The organism is Kutzneria viridogrisea DSM 43870, from assembly GCF_000525635.1.
In the GTDB taxonomy this organism is placed as follows: domain Bacteria; phylum Actinomycetota; class Actinomycetes; order Mycobacteriales; family Pseudonocardiaceae; genus Kutzneria; species Kutzneria viridogrisea.
Genome location: NZ_CP007155.1, coordinates 2,001,185 through 2,024,955 on the forward strand (window position 1 = coordinate 2,001,185; position 23,771 = coordinate 2,024,955).

23 protein-coding genes and 1 tRNA gene are annotated in these 23,771 nt (G+C 71.0%); 12 read left to right on the forward strand and 12 right to left on the reverse strand.

Translation table 11 applies throughout. The features are described from left to right. Positions 1–46 precede the first annotated feature (46 nt). Complete coding sequence (locus KALB_RS09040) at positions 47–1,225, forward strand: alpha/beta fold hydrolase (RefSeq protein ID WP_025355400.1); 1,179 nt, start codon at positions 47–49, stop codon at positions 1,223–1,225. Here KALB_RS09040 and KALB_RS09045 read toward each other — a convergent pair. After that, positions 1,215–2,543 (reverse strand): hypothetical protein, encoded by a 1,329-nt coding sequence (locus tag KALB_RS09045; protein ID WP_025355401.1) that lies wholly within the window; start codon positions 2,541–2,543, stop codon positions 1,215–1,217. The genes KALB_RS09040 and KALB_RS09045 overlap by 11 nt on opposite strands. A 268-nt stretch (positions 2,544–2,811) precedes the next feature. Here KALB_RS09045 and KALB_RS09050 point away from each other — a divergent pair, with 268 nt between their 5' ends. Together KALB_RS09050 and KALB_RS09055 are read left to right on the forward strand one after the other, a co-directional pair. Continuing rightward, on the forward strand, positions 2,812–3,315 hold the full coding sequence (locus tag KALB_RS09050; RefSeq protein WP_025355402.1) for a DUF3145 domain-containing protein: 504 nt from the start codon (positions 2,812–2,814) through the stop codon (positions 3,313–3,315). A gap of 34 nt (positions 3,316–3,349) precedes the next feature. Beyond that, positions 3,350–3,961 carry a hypothetical protein gene (locus KALB_RS09055; RefSeq protein WP_025355403.1) on the forward strand — a complete coding sequence of 204 codons (612 nt, stop codon included), beginning with the start codon at positions 3,350–3,352 and terminating at the stop codon, positions 3,959–3,961. A gap of 462 nt (positions 3,962–4,423) precedes the next feature. Here KALB_RS09055 and KALB_RS49105 read toward each other — a convergent pair whose 3' ends face one another. The 7 genes from KALB_RS49105 to KALB_RS09090 all read right to left on the reverse strand — a co-directional run bounded on the left by KALB_RS49105 (position 4,424) and on the right by KALB_RS09090 (position 10,155). Beyond that, positions 4,424–4,756, reverse strand: coding sequence for a carboxyl transferase domain-containing protein (locus KALB_RS49105; RefSeq protein ID WP_025355404.1), 333 nt, complete (start codon positions 4,754–4,756; stop codon positions 4,424–4,426). Between the two features lie 142 nt (positions 4,757–4,898). Next, a complete protein-coding gene (locus KALB_RS09065; RefSeq protein ID WP_025355405.1) occupies positions 4,899–6,131 on the reverse strand; it encodes a beta-ketoacyl-[acyl-carrier-protein] synthase family protein in 1,233 nt (410 codons plus the stop codon). Continuing rightward, a complete protein-coding gene (locus KALB_RS09070) occupies positions 6,128–6,367 on the reverse strand; it encodes an acyl carrier protein (protein ID WP_025355406.1) in 240 nt (79 codons plus the stop codon). Before KALB_RS09070 ends, KALB_RS09065 begins: the two co-directional genes overlap by 4 nt. Positions 6,368–6,423: 56 nt before the next feature. Then, positions 6,424–7,410, reverse strand: a complete 987-nt coding sequence (locus KALB_RS09075; protein ID WP_025355407.1) for a beta-ketoacyl-ACP synthase III — start codon at positions 7,408–7,410, stop codon at positions 6,424–6,426. Then, a complete protein-coding gene (locus tag KALB_RS09080; RefSeq protein WP_081789260.1) occupies positions 7,407–8,348 on the reverse strand; it encodes an ACP S-malonyltransferase in 942 nt (313 codons plus the stop codon). Before KALB_RS09080 ends, KALB_RS09075 begins: the two co-directional genes overlap by 4 nt. 145 nt (positions 8,349–8,493) lie before the next feature. Next, positions 8,494–8,880 (reverse strand): hypothetical protein, encoded by a 387-nt coding sequence (locus tag KALB_RS09085; protein ID WP_025355409.1) that lies wholly within the window; start codon positions 8,878–8,880, stop codon positions 8,494–8,496. A 75-nt stretch (positions 8,881–8,955) separates the two neighbouring features. Further along, complete coding sequence (locus tag KALB_RS09090; protein ID WP_025355410.1) at positions 8,956–10,155, reverse strand: PucR family transcriptional regulator; 1,200 nt, start codon at positions 10,153–10,155, stop codon at positions 8,956–8,958. Positions 10,156–10,268: 113 nt separating this feature from the next. Between KALB_RS09090 and KALB_RS09095 the strand changes: the two genes are divergently transcribed. The 3 genes from KALB_RS09095 (at position 10,269) to pnuC (ending at position 13,599) form a co-directional block, all read left to right on the forward strand. Next, positions 10,269–11,807 carry an alpha/beta fold hydrolase gene (locus tag KALB_RS09095; RefSeq protein WP_025355411.1) on the forward strand — a complete coding sequence of 513 codons (1,539 nt, stop codon included), beginning with the start codon at positions 10,269–10,271 and terminating at the stop codon, positions 11,805–11,807. A 305-nt stretch (positions 11,808–12,112) separates the two neighbouring features. Then, positions 12,113–12,892: a mechanosensitive ion channel family protein gene (locus KALB_RS09100; RefSeq protein WP_025355412.1), complete on the forward strand. Its 780-nt coding sequence runs from the start codon at positions 12,113–12,115 to the stop codon at positions 12,890–12,892. Positions 12,893–12,963: 71 nt separating this feature from the next. After that, positions 12,964–13,599, forward strand: a complete 636-nt coding sequence (gene pnuC, locus KALB_RS09105) for a nicotinamide riboside transporter PnuC (protein ID WP_025355413.1) — start codon at positions 12,964–12,966, stop codon at positions 13,597–13,599. Here the strand turns inward: pnuC and KALB_RS09110 are convergent. Then, on the reverse strand, positions 13,500–14,459 hold the full coding sequence (locus KALB_RS09110) for a polysaccharide deacetylase family protein (protein ID WP_025355414.1): 960 nt from the start codon (positions 14,457–14,459) through the stop codon (positions 13,500–13,502). The two genes, pnuC and KALB_RS09110, sit on opposite strands and share 100 nt — an antisense overlap. 69 nt (positions 14,460–14,528) lie before the next feature. Continuing rightward, a complete protein-coding gene (gene aceE / locus KALB_RS09115) occupies positions 14,529–17,345 on the reverse strand; it encodes a pyruvate dehydrogenase (acetyl-transferring), homodimeric type (RefSeq protein WP_025355415.1) in 2,817 nt (938 codons plus the stop codon). A 288-nt stretch (positions 17,346–17,633) separates the two neighbouring features. Between aceE and KALB_RS09120 the strand changes: the two genes are divergently transcribed. The 3 genes from KALB_RS09120 to KALB_RS09130 all read left to right on the forward strand — a co-directional run bounded on the left by KALB_RS09120 (position 17,634) and on the right by KALB_RS09130 (position 18,708). Further along, complete coding sequence (locus KALB_RS09120) at positions 17,634–18,065, forward strand: DUF3052 domain-containing protein (RefSeq protein ID WP_025355416.1); 432 nt, start codon at positions 17,634–17,636, stop codon at positions 18,063–18,065. Positions 18,066–18,138: 73 nt separating this feature from the next. Then, a complete protein-coding gene (locus tag KALB_RS09125) occupies positions 18,139–18,597 on the forward strand; it encodes a peroxiredoxin (protein WP_025355417.1) in 459 nt (152 codons plus the stop codon). Between the two features lie 39 nt (positions 18,598–18,636). Further along, positions 18,637–18,708 (forward strand) — tRNA-Val (locus KALB_RS09130). 571 nt (positions 18,709–19,279) lie between these two features. Here the strand turns inward: KALB_RS09130 and KALB_RS09135 are convergent. Continuing rightward, positions 19,280–19,768, reverse strand: coding sequence for a MarR family winged helix-turn-helix transcriptional regulator (locus KALB_RS09135; protein ID WP_025355418.1), 489 nt, complete (start codon positions 19,766–19,768; stop codon positions 19,280–19,282). Positions 19,769–19,900: 132 nt separating this feature from the next. On the opposite strand from KALB_RS09135, the gene KALB_RS09140 reads away from it, so the two are divergent. After that, positions 19,901–21,094 carry an FAD-dependent monooxygenase gene (locus KALB_RS09140; protein WP_025355419.1) on the forward strand — a complete coding sequence of 398 codons (1,194 nt, stop codon included), beginning with the start codon at positions 19,901–19,903 and terminating at the stop codon, positions 21,092–21,094. 260 nt (positions 21,095–21,354) lie between these two features. Here the strand turns inward: KALB_RS09140 and KALB_RS09145 are convergent, their stop codons facing one another. Further along, positions 21,355–21,672, reverse strand: a complete 318-nt coding sequence (locus KALB_RS09145; protein ID WP_025355420.1) for a hypothetical protein — start codon at positions 21,670–21,672, stop codon at positions 21,355–21,357. Between the two features lie 187 nt (positions 21,673–21,859). Between KALB_RS09145 and KALB_RS09150 the strand changes: the two genes are divergently transcribed. Next, a complete protein-coding gene (locus KALB_RS09150; protein WP_025355421.1) occupies positions 21,860–22,525 on the forward strand; it encodes a response regulator transcription factor in 666 nt (221 codons plus the stop codon). A 29-nt stretch (positions 22,526–22,554) separates the two neighbouring features. Further along, positions 22,555–23,703 (forward strand): sensor histidine kinase, encoded by a 1,149-nt coding sequence (locus KALB_RS09155; protein ID WP_051912940.1) that lies wholly within the window; start codon positions 22,555–22,557, stop codon positions 23,701–23,703. Positions 23,704–23,771 lie beyond the last annotated feature (68 nt).

Consider the following 23,771-nt stretch of genomic DNA (forward strand, 5'->3'; position numbering starts at 1 on the left):
GTCAACACCGTTGACCCAAGTGCGGGCACTGCCTTTCATGGACGCCATGAAACGACTCGCCCTGCTGGTGCTCCTGCTGACGGCGTGCTCCACACCGGACGCCCTCGCGCAGGCGAAGGCCGCCGAAGCCGCCAACGCCCTGCCGCGTGCGGCGTTCTACGACACCGCACCGGACTCGGCCGCCCCCGGCACCCCGCTGCGCGCCGAGCGGTTCACCGGCTGGGCACTGCCCGAGGGCGCCGTGGGCACGCGCCTGGTCTACGACTCGCGTTCCGCGCAGGGCAAACCGGTCGCGGCCTCCGCCGCGGTGCTGACCCCGGCCGGTGCACCACCCAGCGGCGGCTGGCCGGTCATCGCCTGGGCGCACGGCACGAGCGGCGTGGCACAGCAGTGCGCGCCCAGCCTGATGAAGGACCTGTACTACGGGGAGTTCGTCGCCAACTGGCTCAGGCAGGGCTTCGCCGTGGTCGCCACGGACTACTCGGGGCTGGGCGCTGGCAGCGGGCACGAGTACCTCACCCTGACCGCCAACGCCAACGACGTGCGGTACTCCGTGGCCGCGGCCCGCAAAGCCGTTGCGGGACTGGGGGATCGCTGGGTCGTGGTCGGCCACTCCCAGGGCGGCCAGACGGCCTGGGGCGTGGCGCGGCAACAGGTCGCCGAGCCGGTCGGCCAGTTCCTCGGTTCGGTGGCGCTCGCCCCCGTCACCCCGTACGACCGCCTTCAGCAGACCGTCCAGGACAACCAGGGGCAGGGTCAGTACCTGGCCTACGTGGCCAGCTCGATCGCCTTGCAGCACCCGGGATTCCAGCCCATGGACATGCTCAGCGAGGCGGGCATGCGCGACTACGACCAGTACCTGCACGCGGGCTGTTGGAGCGTGGGCAGGGTGCTGTCCGGCACGGGCACGCCCAGGCAGTTGCTGCGCGCCGACTGGTCGCACAACCCGGCCGTCAGCCAGTTCCTGGTGGGCAACCGGTACTCCACCGCCCCGCTCGCCGGGCCGCTGTTCGTCGCCTCGGGTGCCACCGACCAGGACGTCGCCGCGTCCACCATCGCGCCGGTGGTCGCCGAGCAGTGCGGTCAGGGCACGCCGGTGGCGTACCACCAGTACCCCGGCGACCACGAGTCCGTGCTGGACCAGGCCTCCGCCGACCTCGTGCGGTGGATCAGGGACCGGTTCGCGGGCGGCTCGCCCGCGCCGAGCACCTGCCTCAGTCGGTGAGCGGCAGGCTCAGGGTGCGCTTGGTGAGCGCGGTCAGCTCGGCGTCCTCCGGGGAACTGGCCCCGCTGGCCCACACCGCCTCCACCAGCCGCACCTTGGTGCCGGTCTGCGCGCTGCTGAACGCCGCCCGCTCGAAGGAGGACGGTCCGCCCGGCCAGCCCCGGCCCTCCCGCACCAGGTCGGCGATCCCGCCGCCGCCCGGTTTCGCCGCCGCCGCGCGGAACTGCTCGGCCACCTTGGCGTCCGCGAAGCCCACCTCGGCCACGGCCAGGGCCGCGCTGCGCCCGTTGACCTCCGCGCTGTAGCTCCACCGCCGCAGGTCCGCGCACGGGTGGGCGCCCAGCCACACCTGGAGGTCCCCGTAGGAGTGCTGGCCGCAGCCCGTGCCGTCCTGGGTGGAGTCGGCGCGGGTGTAGTTGGTGCCGTCCACAGTGGCCGTCTGCGGCTGCACAGCGCGGGAGGAGCTGCCAGTCACCAGCGCCGCCACTATGCCCGCGCCGATCAGCACCACCACGGCGGCGGCCGCACCAATCGGCAACCACTTGCGCGGCTTGCCCGTGCCCGTCTTCTGTTCGGCCTTGGCGGGCGCGGGAACGGGCGGCAGCTGCGGTTCCGGACGAGCCGTCTCACCACGGGACTTCTCCGGCCGCTGCCTGTCCTGGCGGGACTTGTCCTGGCGCTGCTTGGGCGCCGCCGCGGCCTCGACCGCCTCCTGTTCCTGCTCCTGCTCCGCGAAGCCCTCGGCGGCCAGGTCCCCGGTGGGCGCGTCCGGGTGCAGCGCGGCCAGCACGGCAGCCGCCCGCGCGGCGCTCATGCTCGGCCCGGTCGCCAGTTCCTGCGCGCAGGTCAGCAGGGTCGACGGCTTCGGGTGCAGCACCCGTGCGCCCCCGGCGAGGTCCTCCTCGGGCTGGGTCACCTCGGAGACGTAGGGCCCCACCGCGACGATCACCCCCAGCCGCGCCGACTCGCCCAGCACCGGCCGCAGGTGCGCGGTGATCGCGGCCGTGGCCGTCACCGCCTCGGAGGCCGGGTTGACCGTGCCGGTCGGGCTGACCAGTGGCCAGCCGTCGATGCGCCACTGCCCGGACAGCGGGGCGTCCAGCTTGAGCGCGGGGTCGGGCAGGTCCACACCCACCACCACGAGCACCGCCCCCGGCAGCACCAGCACCGCGTCCACCGGCCTGGGGTGCCCCGGCGGCTGGTAACCCAGCAGCGCGACACCGCCCAGGATGGTGTCCCCGCTGCCCCACGCCGCGAGCGCGGCCTTCAGGTCGGCGGCCACCTTCGACGTGGCCTCGCCCAGCCGCACCAGGCGCACGGCTCACCTCCGGAACTTGACTCAGGGGCTCACCGTAGCGGTGTCTCACCAGAACGTGTGGACACGACAGGGTGAAGGTGGTGCTGTGATCGGCGTCACCTGTGTCGGAACCCCACGCGAGGGTGATCTCTGGGTAACGAGCCTGTAGTTCCGGTGGCGAACGGAGCTCCGCCCGGGGCAGAATGGCGCATCAGGTTGATCCGCTGGTGATCGTCACGCGAGACAGGGCGTAGGGGAAGACGTCCCTCGTCGAGTGCGGAGGTCAGCAGTGAACAACCGGGGCAGCACCAGTGGCGTTGTGTACGTCCACTCGTCGCCGTCCGCGGTCTGTCCGCACGTCGAGTGGGCCATTTCTGGCACCCTCGGGGTCCGGGCGGATCTGCGGTGGGCGGCACAGCCCGCACTGCCGGGGCAGTTGCGTGCCGAATGCGCCTGGACGGGCGAGGCCGGTACGGGCAGCTCCCTGGCCGGTGCGCTCAAGGCGTGGCCGATGCTGCGCTTCGAGGTGACCGAGGACCCCAGTCCCGGCACCGACGGGGAGCGGTTCTGCTTCGCGCCGGGCATCGGCCTGTGGCACTCCCGCACCAGCGCCAACGGGGACATCGTGGTCACCGAGGACCAGCTGCGCGCGCTCGCCTCGGGCAGCCGCGGTGGGGAGTCCTTCGCGCACGGGGTGGACAGCCTGCTTGGCAAGCCCTGGGACGATGCGCTGGAGCCGTTCCGCAGGGCCGGGGACGGTGCCCCGGTGACCTGGTTGCACCGGGTCGGGTGAGCGTTTTTCACCTGTCCATGGCAGGCTCGTCGGCGTGTCGGCACCACAGCACCCCCGCAGGACCGGCCACTGGCTGATCCCGGTGGTCGGGCTGATACTCGTCTGCTCGGTGGTCGGCGGCTTCGCCGCGCGGCAGTTCTACGCCGTCGGCGCCACGGCGCCCGGCGGGCACTCCACCACCAACACGGCTGAGCCCAGCGATACCGGGGCGCCCGCAGTCGACCCGAAGAGCCGGACCGTGGTCATGACCCGCGACGCGCAGAGCAGTCCGGTGCACGACCAGGTGCGGCGCACGGCCCAGCGCTTCTTCGACTCGATCAACGACCGCGACTACCAGAACTGGTTGAAGACCGTCAGCTACCGGCTCGGCCAGAGCAAACCCGAGGCCGCCTGGAAGTTCGACTACGACACCACGCAGGACACCGCCATGGTGGTCGAGCGCATCAACCCCGCGCACGACGGCAGCGACTCGGTCATCGCGATGGTCAACTTCACCAGCCACCAGGCCGTGAAGAAGGCGCCCACCAAGGCCCCCTCGGACTGCAACCAGTGGTGGATCGTCTGGTCCATGGTGTGGGAGCAGGGCAACCTGGTCATCGACGCGGGCACCGCCAACCTCTTCCCCCAGGTCCGCATCTGCCAGTGAGCCGGGGGCATTGGCGGTAGTGGTGCACGCCCGGCCCGCCTCCCGATGTCAGGAAGGTGCCGTTCGCGGCGTTCAGCGTCCTGAACGGCACCTTCCTGACATCGGCGGCGCTGCCCGGCCCAGGGTGGACCCGTCAGGAAGGTGCCCTTTGGGACGTCCAACGTCCTCAACGGCACCTTCCTGACATGTCGTGCCCACGAACTGCCCCTTGACACGGCCTGACCTGCCGATCCGCGCCGCCGAGCCGCTGCGGGGCGCCGACCTGTGCACACCCGCCGGGTTGTCCACACCTGGACCCTCGTCAAGATCAACTAGGGGGTGCGGGCGGTAGACTGGTATCGGGGTCGCCCCCCAGGGAGCGGCGGGGGATGGATGTAGGTGGACGACGAGGCCCCCACCAGCCCCACGCCCGCTCCGGTGACGACCCCCGGCTGCCGTCCGCGGACACGATCACCACATCGGTCAGCGCTTGCCCGTGGGCGGCACCACCGGCCGCGGGCCCGAGAAATGCGGGACCCGGCCGGAGGCGCGCACCACCGCCGCGGACGTCTGCCCGACACCGTCGAGGGCCTCGACCCCCTCGACGAGCCGGGCACCGCCGCAGTGCCACAGCCCGATCACCGGGCAGCGCTCGCGCACCGCGAGGTCGAAGGCCTCGACGAGGTGGCGGCAGCCCTCCGACCCCATCGCACCGCCCATCCTGGTGCCGCAGGTGCAGTGCGCGACCACCTGCGCGCCGTCGACGCGCCCCCGCACGGCCAGCACGCCAGAGGAGCCGAAGGGCCGCAGCGGCACCGGCGAGTCGGCGTCCAGCGACCGCGCCAGCCGGACCTCCGGGTCACGGGGATCGGGCTCACGTGGGCTGCCCTTGGACTCGGGAGGTCTGCGGCGTGCGTCGTACTACCCGACCAGCACACCTGCCCGATCCACGGCTGGATCAGGCGGGCGTGAAGGCGAGTGCGACGTTGTGCCCGCCGAAACCGAACGAGTCGTTGACAGCCGCGGTCAGGGAGACCTCGCGCGGCTTGCCCGCGACAACCTCGTGCAACATCGCCGGGTCCGGGTTCTCCAGGTTCGCCGTCGGAGGGATCACACCGTCTCGCACCGAGAGCACGGTCGCGATCGCCTCAACGGCACCGGAGGCCCCCAGCAGGTGCCCGAGTGAGCCCTTCGGCGCGGTCAGCAACGGGTGGTCGCCGACCGACTTGTGCACCGCGAGCGACTCGATCACGTCGCCGACCGGGGTGGAGGTGGCGTGGCAGTTGACGTGGCCGACGTCGGCCTTGTCGATGCCCCCGGTGCGCAGCGCGGCGGTGATGGCCCGCGCCTGGCCGGTGCCCTCCGGGTCCGGCCCGGTGATGTGGTACGAGTCGGCGCTGGTGCCCGCCCCGGCGAGCGTGGCGTAGATCCGCGCGCCGCGAGCCCGGGCGAACTCGCCCCGCTCCAGCACCATGATGCCCGCGCCCTCACCGAGCACGAAGCCGTCCCGCTGGCCGTCGAACGGGCGGGAGGCCCGTGCCGGGTCGTCGTTGCGGGTGCTCATGGTGCGCGCCTGCGCGAACCCGGCCATGGTGATGCCGGTGATGCACGCCTCGGCGCCACCGGCGATGACCACGTCGGCCTCACCGGTCTTGATCATCCGCCAGGCCCAGGCCAGCGCCTCGGAACCCGAGGCACAGGCCGAGACCGGGGCGTGCACCCCGGCGCGGGCCTTGAACAGCAGACCCACGTGCGCGGCGGGACCGTTGGGCATCAGCATCGGCACGGTCAGCGGCGAGACCTTGCGCAGCCCGTGCGTCTCCAGGAGGTCGTCCTGGTTGAGCAGGGTCATGGCGCCACCGATGCCGGTGCCGACGATCACCGCGAGCCGGAACGGGTCGACGGCGTCCTCGGACAGCCCCGCGTCGGCGTAGGCCTGCTTCGCGGCGACCACGGCCACCTGCTCGCTGCGGTCCAGCCTGCGCGCCTCGACCCTGGGCAGGATCTCGGTGGGCTCCACCGCGAGCTGCGCGGCGATCTGCACCGGCATCTCGTACTTGTGCACCCAGTCGGCGTCCAGCGCGCTGACGCCGCTGCGGCCGGTGAGCAGGCCGTCCCAGGTCGACGCGACATCCCCGCCGAGCGGGGTGGTCGCGCCGAGCCCGGTGACGACGACGTCGATCTCGGTCATGCGTTGGCGGCGATGTAGGTCACCGCGTCGCCGACGGTCTTGAGGTTGGCCAGCTCGTCGTCCGGGATCTTCACGCCGAACTTGTCCTCGGCCTGAACCGCGATCTCCACCATGGACAGCGAGTCGATGTCCAGGTCGTCCACGAAGGACTTCTCGACGGTGACGTCGTCAGCCGCGACACCGGCGACCTCTTCGACGATCTCCGCCAACCCGGTGCGGATCTCCTCGTTCTCCACTGTCTTTCCTTTCGTCGTACCACCCGCCAGGGCCAGTGCCCTGGCGGAAACCTCGATCAGGGGCAGATCGCCACCTGGCCGGCGTAGGACAGGCCCGCGCCGAACCCGACCAGCAGCATCACGTCGCCACTGGAGATCCGGCCCGCCGCCCGCATGTGGTCGATCGCCATGGGGATCGACGCGGAGGAGGTGTTGCCGGAGTACTGGATGTCGTCCGCGACCACCATCTCGTCGCGGGCGCCGCGCGCACGCAGCTTCTTCGCGATCAGCTCCACGATGCGCAGGTTCGCCTGGTGCGGCACCAGCACGTCGATGTCGGACAGCTTCAGCCCGGAGGCCTCCACGGCGCGCTCGGCGATCGGCGCGATCTGCGTGGTGGCCCAGCGGAACACCGACTGGCCCTCCTGGAAGATGTGGCCGCGCTCGGTGAGCCCGATCATGTCCACCAGGTCGCCCGCGCTGCCCAGCACGGCCGGCCCGATCAGCGGCTCCTCGCTGGGACCGACCACCGCGGCGCCCGCGCCGTCGGCGAAGATGATGCAGTTGCCCCGGTCCTGCCAGTCCACCCAGTCGGTGAACCGCTCCGCGCCGATCACCAGCACCCGCTTGGCGCTGCCGCCGCGGATCATGTCGGTGGCCACGGTCAGCGAGTACGGGAAGCCCGCGCAGGCCGCGTTCAGGTCGAAGGCCGCCGGGGCCTTCACCCCGATCCGGTCCGCGGTCTGCGCCGCGGCGTTGGGGATGTTGCCCGGCATGGTGCAGGTCGCGACCAGCACGGTGTCCACGTCGGAGGGCACCAGGCCCGCGTCGGCCAGCGCCTTGGACCCGGCCTCCACGGCCATGTCCACCAGGGACTGGTCCGGGTCGGCCAGCCTGCGCTCGACGATGCCGACGCGCTGGCGGATCCACTCGTCGGAGGTGTCCACCCCGGAGGCGGCGATGTCCTCGTTGGTGACCACGCGGTTGCCCTGGGCGCTGCCGAAGCCGAGCAGCTTCGAACCGGCGGGACCGCTGGTGCGCAACAGGTTCGGACGCCCGCTCATGCCCGCACCGCCTCGAGGACGCGGTCCAGGTCGGCCGGGGTCTTGCAGGCCAGCGGCTGGGTCACCACGTCCTTGAGCTGGCGCTTGACCAGCCCGGTCAGCGCACCGGCGGGCGGCAGCTCGACGGTGGTGGTCACGCCGAGTTCGGCGAGGGAGTCCATGCACAGGTCCCAGCGCACCGGCAGGGTCACCTGGGCGACCAGCCGCCGCAGCATCTCGGCCCCGCTGGTGACCACGGCACCGTCCGCGTTGGACAGCAGCGGCAGCACCGGGTCGGCGGTGCTGACCTGTGCGGCGCGCTCGGCCAGCTCCACGCGGGCGGGCTCCATGTAGTGCGTGTGGAAGGCGCCCGCGACCTTGAGCATGACCACCTTGGTGCCCGCGGGCCGGTCCTCGGACAGCTTGCGCAGCGCCTCGACCGACCCCGCCGCCACGGTCTGGCCCGCGCCGTTGCGGTTGGCCGGGGTCAGGCCGTAGTCGTCCAGCCTGGCCAGCAGTTCCTCGGCGTTGCCACCCATCACCGCGGCCATGCCGGTGGACTCCAGGGCGCAGGCCCTGGCCATCGCGGCCCCGCGCACGGCGGCCAGTGCCACGGCGTCGTCGGCGGAGAGCACGCCCGCGATGGCGGCGGCGGCCAGCTCGCCGACGGAGTGGCCCGCGACCGGGGTGCCCTCGGGCAGCTCCACGCGCTTGACCAGCTCGCGGTGCGCCAGCAGGGACATCGCCACGATCAGCGGCTGCGTGATCGCGGTGTCCTTGATCTCCTCGGCCTCCGCCGTGGTGCCCAGCCGCAGCAGGTCCAGGCCGGTGGCCTGCGACCAGCCCCGCACCAGCTGCTCGACACCGTCGAGTTCCAGCCAGGGGGTGAGCATTCCGGGAGCCTGGGACCCCTGACCGGGGGCTAGGAGTGCGATCACCCGCTCACTGAACACGGTCATGGCCCGGGGCAACGATGCCGCCAGCCACGAAGTAACGGCGCGAGCTTTGTGGGGTGTCTACAAAAGTTAAGCCGGGATGACCGCGAGCTGGTCAGTTGGGTTGTCGACAGGGGTACACACGACCGAGTGAGGCGATCACCACACCTCAGCTGTCGGTCTTCTTGGTGCAGGTGACGGGCTGGCCCGCGGCCGGGGCGGTGGCCTTGGCGAGTTCCTTGGTGCCGTCGAGCAGGATCCGGCAGCTGAGCACCCCGGTGCCCGCCGAGGGCTTGGCGGTGACCTCGGCCTGCTCACCGGCACCGATGACCACGTCCAGTTTCCACGGCAGCCCGAGCGGCCCGGCGAGTTCGTGCTTGGTCGTCGAGTTCTGGTAGCGGTTGACCGTCTCCGCGTAGCTGATGTTCGACAGCGTGCCGGTGCCCTCGGCCGTCACCTCGTAGGTGATGGCCCAGGCCTTGCCGGTGGGGTTGGAACAGGCCGAGACGGCGGCGACCGCGGCGAGGGCAGCGGTGACGGTGAGTGCCTTGTGCATGGCTAGGACCCAATCACTGATCGGGTCCCTCGCAAGTCGGGCTGAGGTCGGGTCCTGGCCCTGACTTCCGTCAGGTCACCACAAGCCCCGTGCCCTGGCCAGCCTGCCCACGGTCAGCGCCACCCGCAGCACCAGGGCGTCCCGGGGGTCGTTGGCGTTGCGCCCGGTCAGCTCCGCGACCCTGCGCAGCCGGTAGCGCACCGTGTTCGGGTGCACGAACAGCTTGCGCGCGCACGCCTCCAGCACCCCACCCACCTCCAGGTAGGCGTCCACCGTCTCCATCAGGCCGCCGGTCGCGTCCTCCAGCGGGCGGGCCACCCGGTCGATCAGCTGGTACTCCGCCTCCGGGTCCCCGGCCAGCGCCCGCTCCGGCAGCAGGTCCAGCGAGCGCACCGGCCGGGGCGCGGTCGGCCAGCCCACCACCGCGCGCAGCCCGGACAGCGCGTCGGAGGCGCTGCGGTGCGCCTCGGCCACGCTGGACACCGTCGGCCCGACCACCACCGGGCCCGGGCCGAACGCCTCGGCCATCTTCGGCAGCACCTCGCGCCCGCCCGCCTCGTCGGCCGGTCCGCCGAGCACCACCACCAGCCGCGAGCCCTGCACGCTGAGCAGCACCGGCCGGGACACCCGCGCCGCCCGGCTGCGCACGTCGAACACCACCCGGGTCGGCTCGTCCGAGGCCGGGTTGCCCACCAGCACCGTCGCCTCGGCCGCGGGCTCCCAGCCCAGTGCCGCCGCCCGCGAGACCAGCGCCTCCTCGGTGTCCCCGCGCACGATGCCGTCCACGACCAGTGCCTCCAGGCGCGCGTCCCAGGCACCGCGGGCCTCCGCCGCCGCCGCGTAGGAGGTGGCCGCGGCGAAGGCGATCTCCCGCCCGTAGCGCAGCACGGCCGCGGTGAGCATCGCGCTCTCGTGCTCGTCGGCGGCGATCTCGGGCAGCCGCCCCTCGAACACCTCCAGCGCCACCCGGACCAGTTCCACGGTCTGCCGCAGGCTCACCCAGCGGGACATGTCCTTGGGGGCCGAGCGGAACGCGTCGGCGGTCAGCCGGATCGCCTGCTTGGTGTCCCGCAGCCAGGACACGAACCCGGCGACCCCGCTCTGTGTCACCAGCAGCACGCTGGCCCGCTGGTCGGCGGGCAGCCGCCGGAACCAGGGCAGCCGCTGCTCCATCGCCTCGATCGTGCCCGAGGCGAGTGCGCCCGAGGCGTGTTCCAGCTCACGCAGGGTCTTCGCCGACAGCGACTCCCACTCGAGGCCGCCAACTCCGTTCATGCCGCCAAGAATTGCACGCCGCCACACGGTCGGCTGAAAGTCCAGCTCGTGGACCGAACTCGCCCCTATGTTCGGAGCAAGCCCCGAACCGCTGGGAGGACCTCGTGCGAAGAATGCTGGCCGTCGCGGTGAGTGCGCTGGCCGCCTGCCTGCTCGTGCCGCCCGTCTCCGGTGCGGCGACACCCCGCCTGGTGTGGAGCCCGTGCACCGGCTCGTTGTCCACACTGGAGTGCGGATCCCTGGCCGTGCCACTGGACCACCTCCACCCGGACGGGGAGAAGATCGCCGTGGCGGTCAGCAGGCGCCGTGCCGCCGACCCCCAGCACCGCAGGGGAGTCCTGCTGATCAACCCGGGCGGTCCCGGCGGCAGCGGGCTGTCCATGCCGCGCTACGTCGCCGACCACACCCCGCTGGGCCAGTACTACGACCTGGTCGGCTTCGACCCGCGCGGGGTCGGCGCCTCCACCGCGCTGAACTGCCTGCGCTCGCCGACCCTGGCCGACACCGACTCCCGGCCCGCCGACGCCGAGTTCGCCTCCTGGACCGCGCAGGCCCGCGCCGACGAGGACGCCTGCCAGCGCGCGGGCGGCGGCATCCGGCCGTTCGTCACCACCGCCAACACCGCGCGGGACATGGACCTGCTGCGCGCGGCCCTGGGCGAGGAGAAGATCAACTACCTGGGCTACTCGTACGGCACCTACCTCGGCGCGGTGTACGGCACGCTGTTCCCGCAGCGGCTCAACCTCTCCGTGCTGGACTCCTCCGTGCACCCGGAGTGGTTGTGGCGCAAGCAGTTCCTCGAACAGGCCGCCGCGTACCGCGCCGACGTGGACGCCTGGGCGGACTGGGTCGGCCACCGCGACAACGCCTACGGCCTTGGCACATCGAGCGGGGCCGTACTGTCCACTGTGGAGCGGTTGGCCGGACGGCTGGCCAAGTCCCCGGTCGGGGAGTTCACCCGCTCGATGCTGGACGGGGCGCTCGGTCAGGGCGCCCGCTACCGTCCACTGTGGTCGGACCTGGCGGTGCTGGTCGGCCGGATCAGCCGGGGGCAGGCCCCCGACCCCGGGGTGCTCGACGCCACGCGGGCGGGCCGCGCGCTGGCCGAGGCGGGCATCCACGAACTGCGCTCCGGGGTGTTCGACACGGTCACCTGCGAGGCCGACTGGCCCACCGACCCCGAGACCTACTACCAGGACATGCGCACCTACCGGGACCGGTTCCCCTACGGTTACGGCGTGTCCCGTGCCGCGCCCACCGGCTGCACGTTCCGGTCCTTCACCCCGGCCGACCACCCCGTGCGACTGGCCCGCACCGGCTACCCCGTCGGCGTGGTGGTGCAGGCCGAGGCCGATGCGCAGACCCAGTACGCAGGGGGTCCCGCCATGGCCAACCTGTTGCGGGACAACCTGATCACCGTGACCGACGAGGGGCGGCACGGGGAGTACGGCAGCAACCCCTGCGTCAACGAGCGGATCAACCGCTACTTCGTGGACGGCGTGCTGCCGGACAGCCGCTCGGTCTGCGCGGGCGACCCGAGGCCGGGCACCGCCGCCGATCCCGCCGTGCCACCGGCCGCGGTCGCACCCGCCCGTGCCGCCTCACTCACCGACTCGGTGCGGACCTACCTGAGCGCACTGCCCCCGATCTGACCCGCTGAGCGGGACTCGCGTGCGGCTGACCGGGACACGCCGCCAACCCCGCGAGTCCCGCTCACCGGAGCGCGAGTCCCGCTCTGGGGCGGCTGAATCCCGCTCTGGACGCGAAAACGCCCGGCCCCGCGCACCTGAGACGGAGCGCGGGGCCGGGCGGTCTCATCTCCCCGGTCCCCACCGGTATGTCCACTGTGGATCATCGAAGCGCACTCCGCCATCGCATTCCCCCTTTCGTGCGGTCGAGTTGCTGCACGTCCCCGCCTGCGAAACCATCCGGTCACCGATGCGGTGAGGAGGATCTCGTGGACTCGCAACTGAGCCAGGGGCTCGGCGCGGCCTGGGCACTGATCACCACCTTCGTGCCCAAGCTGCTGGGTTTCCTGCTGGTGCTGCTGATCGGCTGGCTGATCGCCACCGCCCTGTCCAAGGCGGTGCAGCTGCTGCTGGCCAAGACAGGTTTCGCGAAACTGGTCGCCAAGGCGGGCATCGGTGGCCCCAAGTCACCGGTGGACGCGGGCGGCCTGATCGTCAAGCTGGTCTTCTACTTCATCCTGCTCATCGCGCTGCAGTTCGCCTTCGGCGCGTTCGGCCCCGGCAACGCGGTCAGCGAACTGCTCAACGAGGTCATCGCCTACCTGCCCCGGGTTGTCGTGGCGATCGTGCTGGTGCTGATCGCCTCGGCCATCGCACGCGTTGTGCGCGACCTGGTCACCGGCGCGCTCGCCGGTCGGCAGTTCGGCCCGCTGCTTGGCACGATCAGCTACGCGTTCCTGCTGGCGCTGGGCGTGATCGCCGCGCTGAACCAGTTGGGTATCGCCACCACCGTCACCGAGCCGGTGCTGATCGCGGTGCTGGCCACCGTGGGCGGCGTGATCGTGGTCGGCGTCGGCGGTGGGCTCATCGGACCGATGCAGTCGCGCTGGGAGCACTGGCTGACCCGCGCGCAGGCCGAGACGACCGGTGGTGAGCCGGGCTCGGCGGGCGGCCAGCCAGCCGGCGCCCCGTGGGAGCGCAACCAGCCCGCCCCCTCGGAGACGCCGACCCCGCCCGAGGGCTTCACCCAGCCGCCGACGACTGGCTGATCCGCCACAAACCCCGAGGAATAGGACCACCCAGGGCCTATGTTGAAACCCTGGGTGGGAAGGGGTAGGGCGTGAACTGGTTGTTGGAAAACGGCTTGCTACTGCTCGGGGAGCGGATCTCCTTCGCCGAGCTGATCGGCCAGATCGGCGCGGTCGCCGTGGTCTTCTTGGCCCAACGGCGAACGCTGTGGACCTGGCCCGTGCAGCTGCTCGCGGCGGTGCTGCTGTTCTCCGTCTACTCCTCGGCGCACCTGGGCGGCCTGGCGATCCGGCAGGTCATCGTGTTCGGGATCTCCTGCTACGGCTGGTGGGCCTGGACCCGGCGGCGGGACCCGGTGTTCGGCATCGAGGTGCGCCGCTCCACCCGGCCCGAGCTGCTGGGCATCCTCGCCGCCCTGGTCATCGGCACGGTCGGCATGGCCCTGCTGTTGCAGCAGTTCAACGCCTCCTGGGCGCCCTGGCCCGACGCGGCGATCTTCATCGGCACCGCCGTGGCCTACGCCGCCCAGGGCCTGCGTCTGGTCGAGTTCTGGCTGATCTGGCTGCTCGTGGACGCCGTGGGCGTGCCGCTGCAACTGGCCTCGGGCCTGTACTTCAGCGCCGCGGTCTACATCGTGTTCGCCGGGCTGGTGGTCAAGGGCTGGCTGGACTGGGCCAGGACCGCGCGCAGCATCAGCGCCCGCGAACCGGCCCAGGTCAGCGGCTGACCCAGGCGGCCACCTCGGCGTGGGTGGCTGGCCCACCACACGTCCTGGTGGCCCAGCACGTGCCCGATCAGCTCGCGCAGCGCCACCAGCCGCCCGCGGTGGCCGATCACGTGCGGGTGCATCGTGAGCTGGAACAGGCCGCCCTCGGCGTGCGCCCCGTCGAACTCGTCGCACCACAGCCGCAGCACGTCCCGCGGCGCCAGGTTCGGCCTGGTCGGGTCGCGCGGGAAGAACGGCGCGTCGTCGCGGATCCACTCCACCGGGATCTCCACCACCCCGGTCGGCTGCCCGTCGGCGAGCAGCTCGTACGGCTCGTCGTCGGCCATCAGCGAGGAGTCGTAGGCCAGGCCCAGTTCGCGCACGATCGACAGCGTGTCCGCGCTGAAGTCCCAGGACGGGGTACGCAGCCCCACCGGGCGGCGGCCGGTGAGCCGCTCCAGGGTGTCCGCGCTGCGCAGGGCCAGCTCCCGCTCCACCCCGGGCGGCAGGTCGGTGTTGCGCTCGTGGATCCAGCCGTGCAGCGCCACCTCGTGCCCGGCGTCCACGAAGAGCCGCAGGTCCTCGGGGTGCAGCAGGCCGGACACCGCGGGCACGAAGAAGGTCGCCGGGATGCCGTGCTCGGCCAGCAGCCGCAGCACGCGCGGCACCGCGGTCCGGCTGCCGTACTCGCCCTGGGACAGCCGGCACGGGCTCAGGTCGGCATCGCGCAGCGGGATCGTCTCGTGGTCGGCGTCGAAGGACAGGGCCACGGCCACCCGCGCCCCGCCCGGCCAGCTCTCCGGCTTGAGGCTGCGTCCCGCCCGCACCCGCTGCACGTGCCCGCGCCAGGTCGGCTCGTCCCACTCCCAAGGCTGTGTCACCACACCTGGCTAGCAGAAACGGCGCCACCCGCACCAGGCGGGTGACGCCGTTGTCAGCTCGGGTCAGGCTCAGGCGACCCCGGAGTCCGAGGTCTGCGGGCCCGCGGCCTGCACGTCGTCGATCTTGTACTTGCGGCTGGCCTCCACGACCACCGAGTGCTCGACCTCACCGCGGCGGGCCAGCGCGGTCAGCACGCCCACCGCGATGGACTGGGCGTCCACCAGGAAGTGCCTGCGTGCGGCCGGACGCGTGTCGGAGAAGCCGAACCCGTCGGTGCCCAGGGTGATCATGTCGGTGGGCACCCAGGGCCGGATCAGGTCCGGCACGGCGCGCATCCAGTCCGAGGCCGCCACGACCGGGCCCGCCGCCTCGGACAGCACCTGCGTGACGTAGGGCACACGCGGCTCCGCCTCGGGGTGCAGCATGTTGAACCGGTCCACCTCCACGGCGTCCCGGCGCAGCTCCGACCAGGAGGTCGCCGACCACACGTCGGCCTGCACGCCCCAGTCCTCGGCGAGCAGCTGCTGGGCGCGCAGCGCGTCCGGCATGGTGACCCCGGACACCAGGATCTGCGCCCTCGGCCCGTTGCCCACGGGCGCCGTCGAGTACCGGTACAGGCCGCGCAGCAGGCCCTCCACGTCCAGGCCCTCGGGCTGGGCGGGCTGCTGGTAGGGCTCGTTGTAGATCGTCAGGTAGTAGAAGACGTTCTCCGCGCCCTCGCCGTACATGCGGCGCAGGCCGTCCTTGACGATGTGCGCGATCTCGAAGGACCAGGCCGGGTCGTAGGACACCACCGCGGGGTTGGTCGCCGCCAGCAGCAGCGAGTGCCCGTCGGCGTGCTGCAGGCCCTCACCGGTCAGCGTGGTGCGGCCCGCCGTGGCGCCCAGCACGAAGCCGCGGGCCATCTGGTCGGCCGCCGCCCACAGGCCGTCACCGGTGCGCTGGAAGCCGAACATCGAGTAGAAGATGTAGATCGGGATCATCGGCTCGCCGTGCGTGGCGTAGGAGGTGCCCACGGCGGTGAACGAGGCCGTTGAGCCCGCCTCGTTGATGCCCTCGTGCAGGATCTGCCCCTGCTCGCTCTCCTTGTACGCCAGCATCAGCTTGGCGTCCACGGAGGTGTACAGCTGCCCGTGCGGGTTGTAGATCTTCTGCGAGGGGAACATGGCGTCCATGCCGAAGGTCCGCGCCTCGTCGGGGATGATCGGCACGATCCGGCCGCCGATGCCCTCGTCCTTGATCAGGTCCTTGATCAGCCGGACGATGGCCATGGTGGTGGCCACCTCCTGCTTGCCAGAGCCCTTGCTGATGGTCTCGTAGACCTTGTCGCCCGGCAGCACCAGCGCCTTGGACTTGCCGCGCCGCTCCGGCACGAACCCGCCCAGCTGCCTGCGCCGCTCGGCCATGTACTGGACCTCCGCGGAGTCCTGGCCGGGGTGGTAGTACGGCGGCAGGTACGGGTCGCGCTCGAGGTCCGCGTCGCTGATCGGGATGCGCAGCTCGTCCCGGAACAGCTTCAGGTCGGACAGGGTCATCTTCTTCATCTGGTGCGTGGCGTTGCGCCCGGCGAAGTGCGGGCCGAGGCCGTAGCCCTTGATGGTCTTGGCCAGGATGACCGTGGGCTGGCCGTTGTGCTCGGTGGCCGCCTTGTACGCCGCGTAGACCTTGCGGTAGTCGTGGCCGCCGCGCTTGAGGTTCCAGATCTGCGGGTCGGTCATGTTGGCCACGAGCTCCTTGGTGCGCGGGTCGCGACCGAAGAAGTGCTCGCGCACGTAGGCGCCGTCGTTGGCCTTGTAGGTCTGGTAGTCGCCGTCCGGCGTGGTGTTCATCAGGTTGATCAGCGCGCCGTCGCGGTCACCGTGCAGCAGGGTGTCCCACTCGCGGCCCCAGATCACCTTGATCACGTTCCAGCCCGCGCCGCGGAAGAACGCCTCCAGCTCCTGGATGATCTTGCCGTTGCCGCGCACCGGCCCGTCCAGCCGCTGCAGGTTGCAGTTGATCACGTAGGTGAGGTTGTCCAGGCCCTCGTTGGCCGCCACGTGGACCAGGCCCCGCGACTCGGCCTCGTCCATCTCGCCGTCGCCGAGGAAGGCCCACACGTGCTGCTGGGAGGTGTCCTTGATGCCGCGGTCGTGCAGGTAGCGGTTGAACCGCGCCTGGTAGATCGCGTTCATCGGGCCAAGGCCCATCGAGACGGTCGGGAACTCCCAGAAGTCCTGCATCAGCCGCGGGTGCGGGTAGGAGGGCAGCCCGCCGCCCGGGCCCGCGTGCGAGTACTCCTGGCGGAAGCCGTCGAGCTGCTCCGCGGTGAGCCTGCCCTCCAGGAAGGCGCGGGCGTACATGCCGGGGGAGGCGTGGCCCTGGAAGTAGACCTGGTCACCGCCGCCGGGGTGGTCCTTGCCTCGGAAGAACCAGTTGAAGCCCACCTCGTAGAGCGTGGCCGAGGAGGCGTAGGTCGAGATGTGACCACCGACACCCACGCCGGGGCGCTGCGCCCGGTGCACCGTCATCGCCGCGTTCCACCGGATCCACGCCCGGTAGCGGCGCTCGGTCTCCTCGTCACCGGGGAACCAGGGCTCCTGCTCGGTGGGGATGGTGTTGACGTAGTCGGTGCTGGTCAGCGAGGGCACGCCGACCCTGCTCTCCCGTGCGCGCTCGAGCAGCCGCAGCATCAGGTAGCGGGCGCGCTGCTGGCCGGCGCCCTGCAACACGGCGTCGAAGGACTCCAGCCACTCGCTGGTTTCCTGCGGGTCGATGTCGGGCAGGTGGGCCGCCAGGCCATCGCGAATGACGTGCACCCGCTCGGGGGTGCCCGCGCTGCCAGTGCCGTTGCTCTGCGGGGCCAAGGGTTCTCCTCGCCTGGTTCTGTCTGAGTCCGGGTCCATCCTCCCCCATCCGGCGACTTGAGGCGTGACCCGATCTGCGCTACTGGCCAGTAGCCGATTTTTGTGCCCTCGCGCGCGCGTATAGGAGGTATGCAGAGCCTGCCTCATGCCCCAGACGGGTGTTGCGGCGGGGTAGCAGTTGGGGGGTGTCTCGGTGTGGGTGGTTGCGCGAGGGTGGTCAGGCAGTGTTCGCTAACCGGCGACCGGTAAAGGCACAGACAGCGGCGGGTTGCCCGGCGAGGCTGGGGACAACCGCCGCTGCTGGCATAGCTTGGAGGAGTGGAAGCCGTGGTGGCCGCGGGAGACGCTGGCAAGGTCGGCGTCGCCGACAGGCTCGGGATCGAGCCGGAGATGGTGGTCCAGGAGATCGGTTGGGACGAGGACGTCGATGACGACGTCCGCGCCGCGATCGAGGAGCGGATCGGCAGCGACCTGCTCGACGAGGAGGCCGACGACGTCGTCGACGTCGTTCTGCTGTGGTGGCGGGAGAGCGACGGAGACCTGGTCGACACCCTGATGGACGTCACCGGCCCGTTGGCCGAGGACGGTGTGATCTGGGTGCTGACCCCGAAGACGGGGCGGCCTGGGTACGTCGAACCCAGTGACATCGCGGAGGCCGTGCCCACCGCGGGGCTGGCGCAGACCCTCAACACCAGCGTTGGTGAGGACTGGGCCGGGATCAAGCTCGTGTCGCCGAAGTCGGCCAAGGCCAAGCGCTGAGTGCTTCCTTCCGGTGGCCTAGGCTGGACGGGTAACCCCAACGCAGCTGAAATCCACCGGGAGGGTGCGCAGCATGGCGCTCGAAGTCGGTTCCGAGGCCCCTGGCTTCACGCTCAAGGACGCCAACCGGCAGGACGTGAGCCTGTCCTCGTTCCGTGGGCAGAAGAACGTCCTGCTGGTGTTCTACCCGTTCGCCTTCAGCGGGATCTGCCAGGGCGAGCTCTGCCAGGTCCGGGACGAACTCGCCGAGTTCCAGAACGACGACGTGCAGGTCATCGGCGTGTCGGTGGACACCCCGTTCAGCCTCAAGTCCTGGGCTGAGCAGCAGGGCTACACCTTCCCGCTGCTGTCCGACTTCTGGCCGCACGGTGCCGTCGCCCAGGCCTACGGCGTGTTCAACGAGGCCGCGGGCATGGCCAACCGCGGCACCTTCCTGATCGACAAGCAGGGCCTGATCAAGTTCGCCGAGTGCAACGCCCCCGGCGAGGCCCGCGACCAGGACCAGTGGAAGCGCGCGCTCAAGGCGCTGTGAGACCATCTGTGCCGGACCGCGAGGCCGGTCCGGCACAGCGGACGCATAGCTCAGCGGGAGAGCATCCGCCTTACAAGCGGAGGGTCGCAGGTTCGAACCCTGCTGCGTCCACGGCCTCGGCCGAGGTGTGTTCGCGGAACGCGCGAACCTTGTCGGCCGTCGTTTGTTCTGGGGGGCGACCCCCAGACCCCCGGTGTCGGGCTGCGCCCGGCGGGGCGTGCGAACCTTGTTGGCCGTCGTTTGTTCTGGGGGTGACCCCCGTGCCCCTGGTGTCGGGCTGCGCCCGGCGGGGCGTGCGAACCTTGTTGGCCGTCGTTTGTTCTGGGGGTGACCCCTGGGCCCCTGGTGTCGGGCTGCGCCCGGCGGGGCGTGCGAACCTTGTTGGCCGTCGTTTCTTCTGGGGGGCGACCCCCGTGCCCCTGGTGTCGGGCTGCGCCCGGCGGGGCGTGGTGCGCATGTGCCTCGATGAGGCCCACCAGGTCAGACGGGGTGTCCCGGCTGGACCGAAGGCGTGGGATCAGGCCGAAGCCGTCCGCCTTCGATTCCTCAACGAGAGCAACGAACGCCGCAACCCGCGGACCAGCGCCACCGTGTTGCGGCTCCTCGACCAAGCCTGGCCGGGCATCGGTCGTGCGGCCATTCAACAAGTAGCCGATGAGCGCGCTACTCCGGCGCCTGGCGGTCATGTCGTGTGGTCGTCGAGGTCGGCGAGGCGGGCGGTCAGGTCGTCGACGAGCCGGGTGAGCAGGCGGCCGAAGGTCTGGCGGTCCTCGTCGGACCAGTCGGCCACCGCGTCGGTGAACCAGCCCAGCACCGTCTCCAGGTAGCGGCTGGCCGCCGCGCCGCCCTCCGGCGTCAGTTCGATCAGGCGGGCGCGCTGGTCGTGCGGGTCGGTGGCCCGGCGCACCAGTCCGCGCCGCTCAAGTTCGTGCAGGTGCCGCGTGACGTGCGGCCCGACGACCTGCATCCGGGTGGCGATCTCCCCGACGCGCAGGGGTTGGCCGGCCATTCGCAGCGTGACGAGCACTGTCACCGCCGGCCGGTCCAGCGGGATACCGACCCGGTCCATGGCCCGCTCCATCAACTGGCTGCGGTTGAGCACGGCGCCGAGCTGCATCAGGCGTGGCAGCACCGCCGACGGGTCGAGCCGGCCGTCGTCCTTGTCGCTCATCACACCTCTTACTTACCTAACTTAGGTATACAGTTGGTACTGATGCCCGTAACGGTAGCGACCGTTGCGGCCTGAAGAAGCATACCTAAGTTAGCTATCTGATCTGGTGGCTACCGATCCTGAGGGGTGGACATGAGCACGGTCCTGATCTCCGGCGCCAGCATCGCCGGCCCCGCGCTGGCCTACTGGCTGCGCCGCTACGGCTTCGACGTCACGGTGGTGGAGAAGGCGAACACCCTGCGCGGCGGCGGTTACCCCATCGACATCCGCGGCACGGCACTGGACGTGGTCGAGCGGATGGGCCTGCTGCCGGACCTGCGGGCCGCCCACGTCGACACCCGCCAGATCACCTTCCTCCACCCCGACGGCAGCCCGATCACCTCGATCCGCCCGGACGCCCTCGCTGGCGGCGTCGAGGGCCGCGACCTGGAGGTGCGCCGCGGCGACCTCGCACAGGCCCTCTACGCCACCGTCCGCGAGGACGTCGAATTCCTCTTCAACGACACCATCACCGCCCTCGACGAGCACGCCGACGGCGTCGACGTGACCTTCCGCGGCGGCACCCACCGCACGTTCGACCTCGTTATCGGTGCCGACGGCCTGCACTCCGGCGTCCGAGCCCTCGTCTTCGGCCCCGAGGAACAGTTCCACCGCTACCTCGGCTACTGCTTCGCCGGCTTCACCATGCGCAACGACTTCGGCCTGTCCCACGAGGGCGTCATCCGGAACACCCCGGGCCGCGCTGCCGTCCTCTACGCCGTGGGCGAGAGTGAGAACCTCCACGGCTTCCTCAACTTCGCCCGCCCCGAACCCCCGTTCGATGCCTTCCGCGACCCGGCCGCCCAACGCGACCTGGTCGCCGAGGTCTTCGCCGAGGACGGCTGGGAGATCCCCCGCATGGTCACCGCCATGCGCGCCGCCGACGACCTCTTCTTCGACGTCGTGAGCCAGATCCACCTGCCCCGCTGGTCATCCGGCCGCGTCGCCCTCGTCGGCGACGCCGCCTACGCCCCGTCGTTTCTCACCGGCCAGGGCACCAGCATCGCCCTGGTCGGCGCCTACATGCTCGCCGGCGAACTGGCCACCAGCCCCGACCACACCACGGCGTTCACCGCCTACGAACAGGCCACCCGACCGTTCGTCGAGTTGAACCAGGCCCTGGTCACCGAGGGCAACGCCAGCCTCTTCCCCAGCACGGCCGAAGCCCTGGCCGAACGCAACGCCGCCCTCCGCAACTCCACCTCGCTGCCCGCTGACACCGGCCGCCCGGCCCACTCCGCACTCCAACTCCCCACCTTCGCCACCCCCGATGCCCCGGCTCGGTGAGGCTCGGGACAAAGGGGGGCACACGCACTCAGCTGCCGCGAGGAGTGCTTCTGGAGATCGCGGGACCTCAGAACGTCGAACGCGTGGTCGACCGCAGCGCGAAAGTCGACAACGATACGGTGAAGTCCTTGCGGCGACAGTGAACCACCGACGCAGACGTGGACATGACAGGCGATCCGCTTCGCGAGGCGACCTCAACGTAGCGCGGGGACCGTTGGCACGCCCGACGGTCCCCGCTGGTGCTCGTCAAGCGTGCGGGACTACTTGCCCCGGCCGACTGGCTTAGCCGGGACGGAGGGGGTACCCGGCTTCAGCGGCTGGGCGGGCTGGCACTGGATCGGGTTCGCTGGCACGCTGGGGGCGCCGACCGGCACTGGCTTGGTCGGCTGCTCCTGGATCGGGTTCGCCGGAACGGAGGGCGTGCCCGGTTCCAGCGGCTTGGCCGGCTGGCAGATCGGCGTCGCCGGTTCGCCGCCGGCAGGCGCGTCCGCGGTGCTGGCGAACGCGGAGCCGCCGGTGCCAAGCAAGACGGCCAGGCCCGCGACGACCAAGGCGCTGCGTTGCAGGAACAAGGACATGGGAGATTCCCTTCGGTTGGAGGTGGATCGCGCCCCGGCGGACCGCGACGCGTTCCATCCAGCCGAACCGGTGTTATCGCCAGCGTCTGGTGATTTCCATATGGTGGCCATATGTTCGCGAGTGGACGATGCGGTTCGCGCCAATATCGGGTGAGCGCACGGCAGTGACGGGTAGGGGAGGGGCAACATGCGCGTGCTGGTCGTGGAGGACGAGGTATTCCTCGCCGAGGCATTGCAGTCCGGTCTTCGCCGGGAAGGCATGGCTGTCGACCTCGCCCACGACGGAGCCACCGCGCTGGAAAGCGTGGCGGTCAACGAATACGACGTGCTGGTGCTGGACCGCGATCTTCCCGGTGTCCACGGTGACGAGGTGTGCCGCCAGACGGCGGCCAGGCGGCCGGATTGCCGGATTCTCATGCTGACCGCGGCCGGCAGGTTGGCCGACAAGGTCGACGGACTACGCATCGGCGCCGACGACTATCTGGTCAAGCCGTTCGACTTTCCCGAACTCGTGGCCCGACTGCACGCCTTGCGGCGGCGCGCCACCACGGCGCACCCGCCGGTGCTGACCTACGCCGACCTCTGGCTGGACCCCGCGCGTCGCGACGCCCGCCGGGGCGACCGCACCCTGCGCCTGACCCGCAAGGAGTTCGCCGTCCTGGAACTGCTCCTGCGCGCGGACGGGGCGGTGTTGAGCGCCGAACAGTTGCTGGAGAAGGCTTGGGACGCCCACGCCGATCCGTTCACCAACGCGGTCCGCATCACCGTGTCCACGCTACGGCGCAAACTCGGTGATCCGCCGATCCTGCACACCGCCACCGGGATCGGCTACTACCTCGCCGCCACCCCGTGAGCGTCCACGCCACGCCACGACGGAGCCGGTTGTCCATTCGGCTGCGGCTCACCCTGCTCTACGGCGGCCTGGTGCTGGCCTGCGGCATCGCGTTGCTGGGCACCGTGTACTTCCTGATGCGGTACGTCCCGGACTACGCCCCGGCGCAGCGCCTCTCCGAGGAGGAGCACCTGGTGACGGTTCCGGCCGTATCGACTCCTCCCGATGCCATCATCAGCAAGGACGACGTCCTGGTAGCGCTACTGCGAGTGTCCGGAGTGGCGCTGATCGGACTGGCACTGGTCGCGCTCGTACTCGGCTGGCTCATCGCCGGGCGCATGCTCGCCCCGGTCCACCGCATCACCCGGACCGCGGGCACGGTCGCGGGGCACACCCTGGACGAACGCATCCGTCTCGATGGCGCCAGGGACGAGTTCACCGAACTCGCCGACACGATCGACACGATGCTCGACCGGCTGCACGCGAGTTTCCAAGCCCAGCAACGTTTCGCCGCCAACGCTTCACACGAGTTGCGCACCCCGCTGACGACCATGCGCACCATGTTGCAGGTCGCCGCGGCCCACCCGCACGACCACGACCTCGCCACCCTGGCACCCAAGCTGCTGGCCACCAACGAACGCAGCATCGCGACGGTGGAAGCCTTGCTCGCCCTGTCCCAGGCTGAGCACGGCGTGAACGAGACAGCGCCGGTCGACCTCACGTCGGTCGCCGAGCGCGCGCTGGAGGAGGTGCACGAGGAGGCGGCCGCGTGCCGGATCAGTGTGCGCGGCGAGCTGCGTCCGGTTCGCGTGGACGGCGACGAGGACCTGCTCCACCATCTGCTGATCAACCTGCTGCACAACGCAATCCGGCACAACCACACCGGCGGCGCCGCTCGGCTGACCATCGCGGTGTGCGGTGACTCCGTGGTGATCACCGTCGCCAACACCGGTGAGGTCGTCACCGCCGAGGACGCCGGCCGGCTGTTCGAGCCGTTCTACCGCCAGCGCACCCGTACCCGCGCCAAGGGACATGGCCTTGGTCTCACTCTCGTCCGAGCTGTCGCGCACAGCCATCGAGGCAGCGCCACCGCTGCACCCAATCCCGGCGGCGGGCTCACCGTGACCGTCGTCCTTCCCGGCCGTGGACACTCGGCGTCCACTATGGACGACAACGGCGAGCGCGCGCTGCATGAGTGAGAGCTGTCCGCTACGGCTTCGCGATCTCGCTGACCGGATCTGCGCAGACTTGGCGCGACGTAGCCACC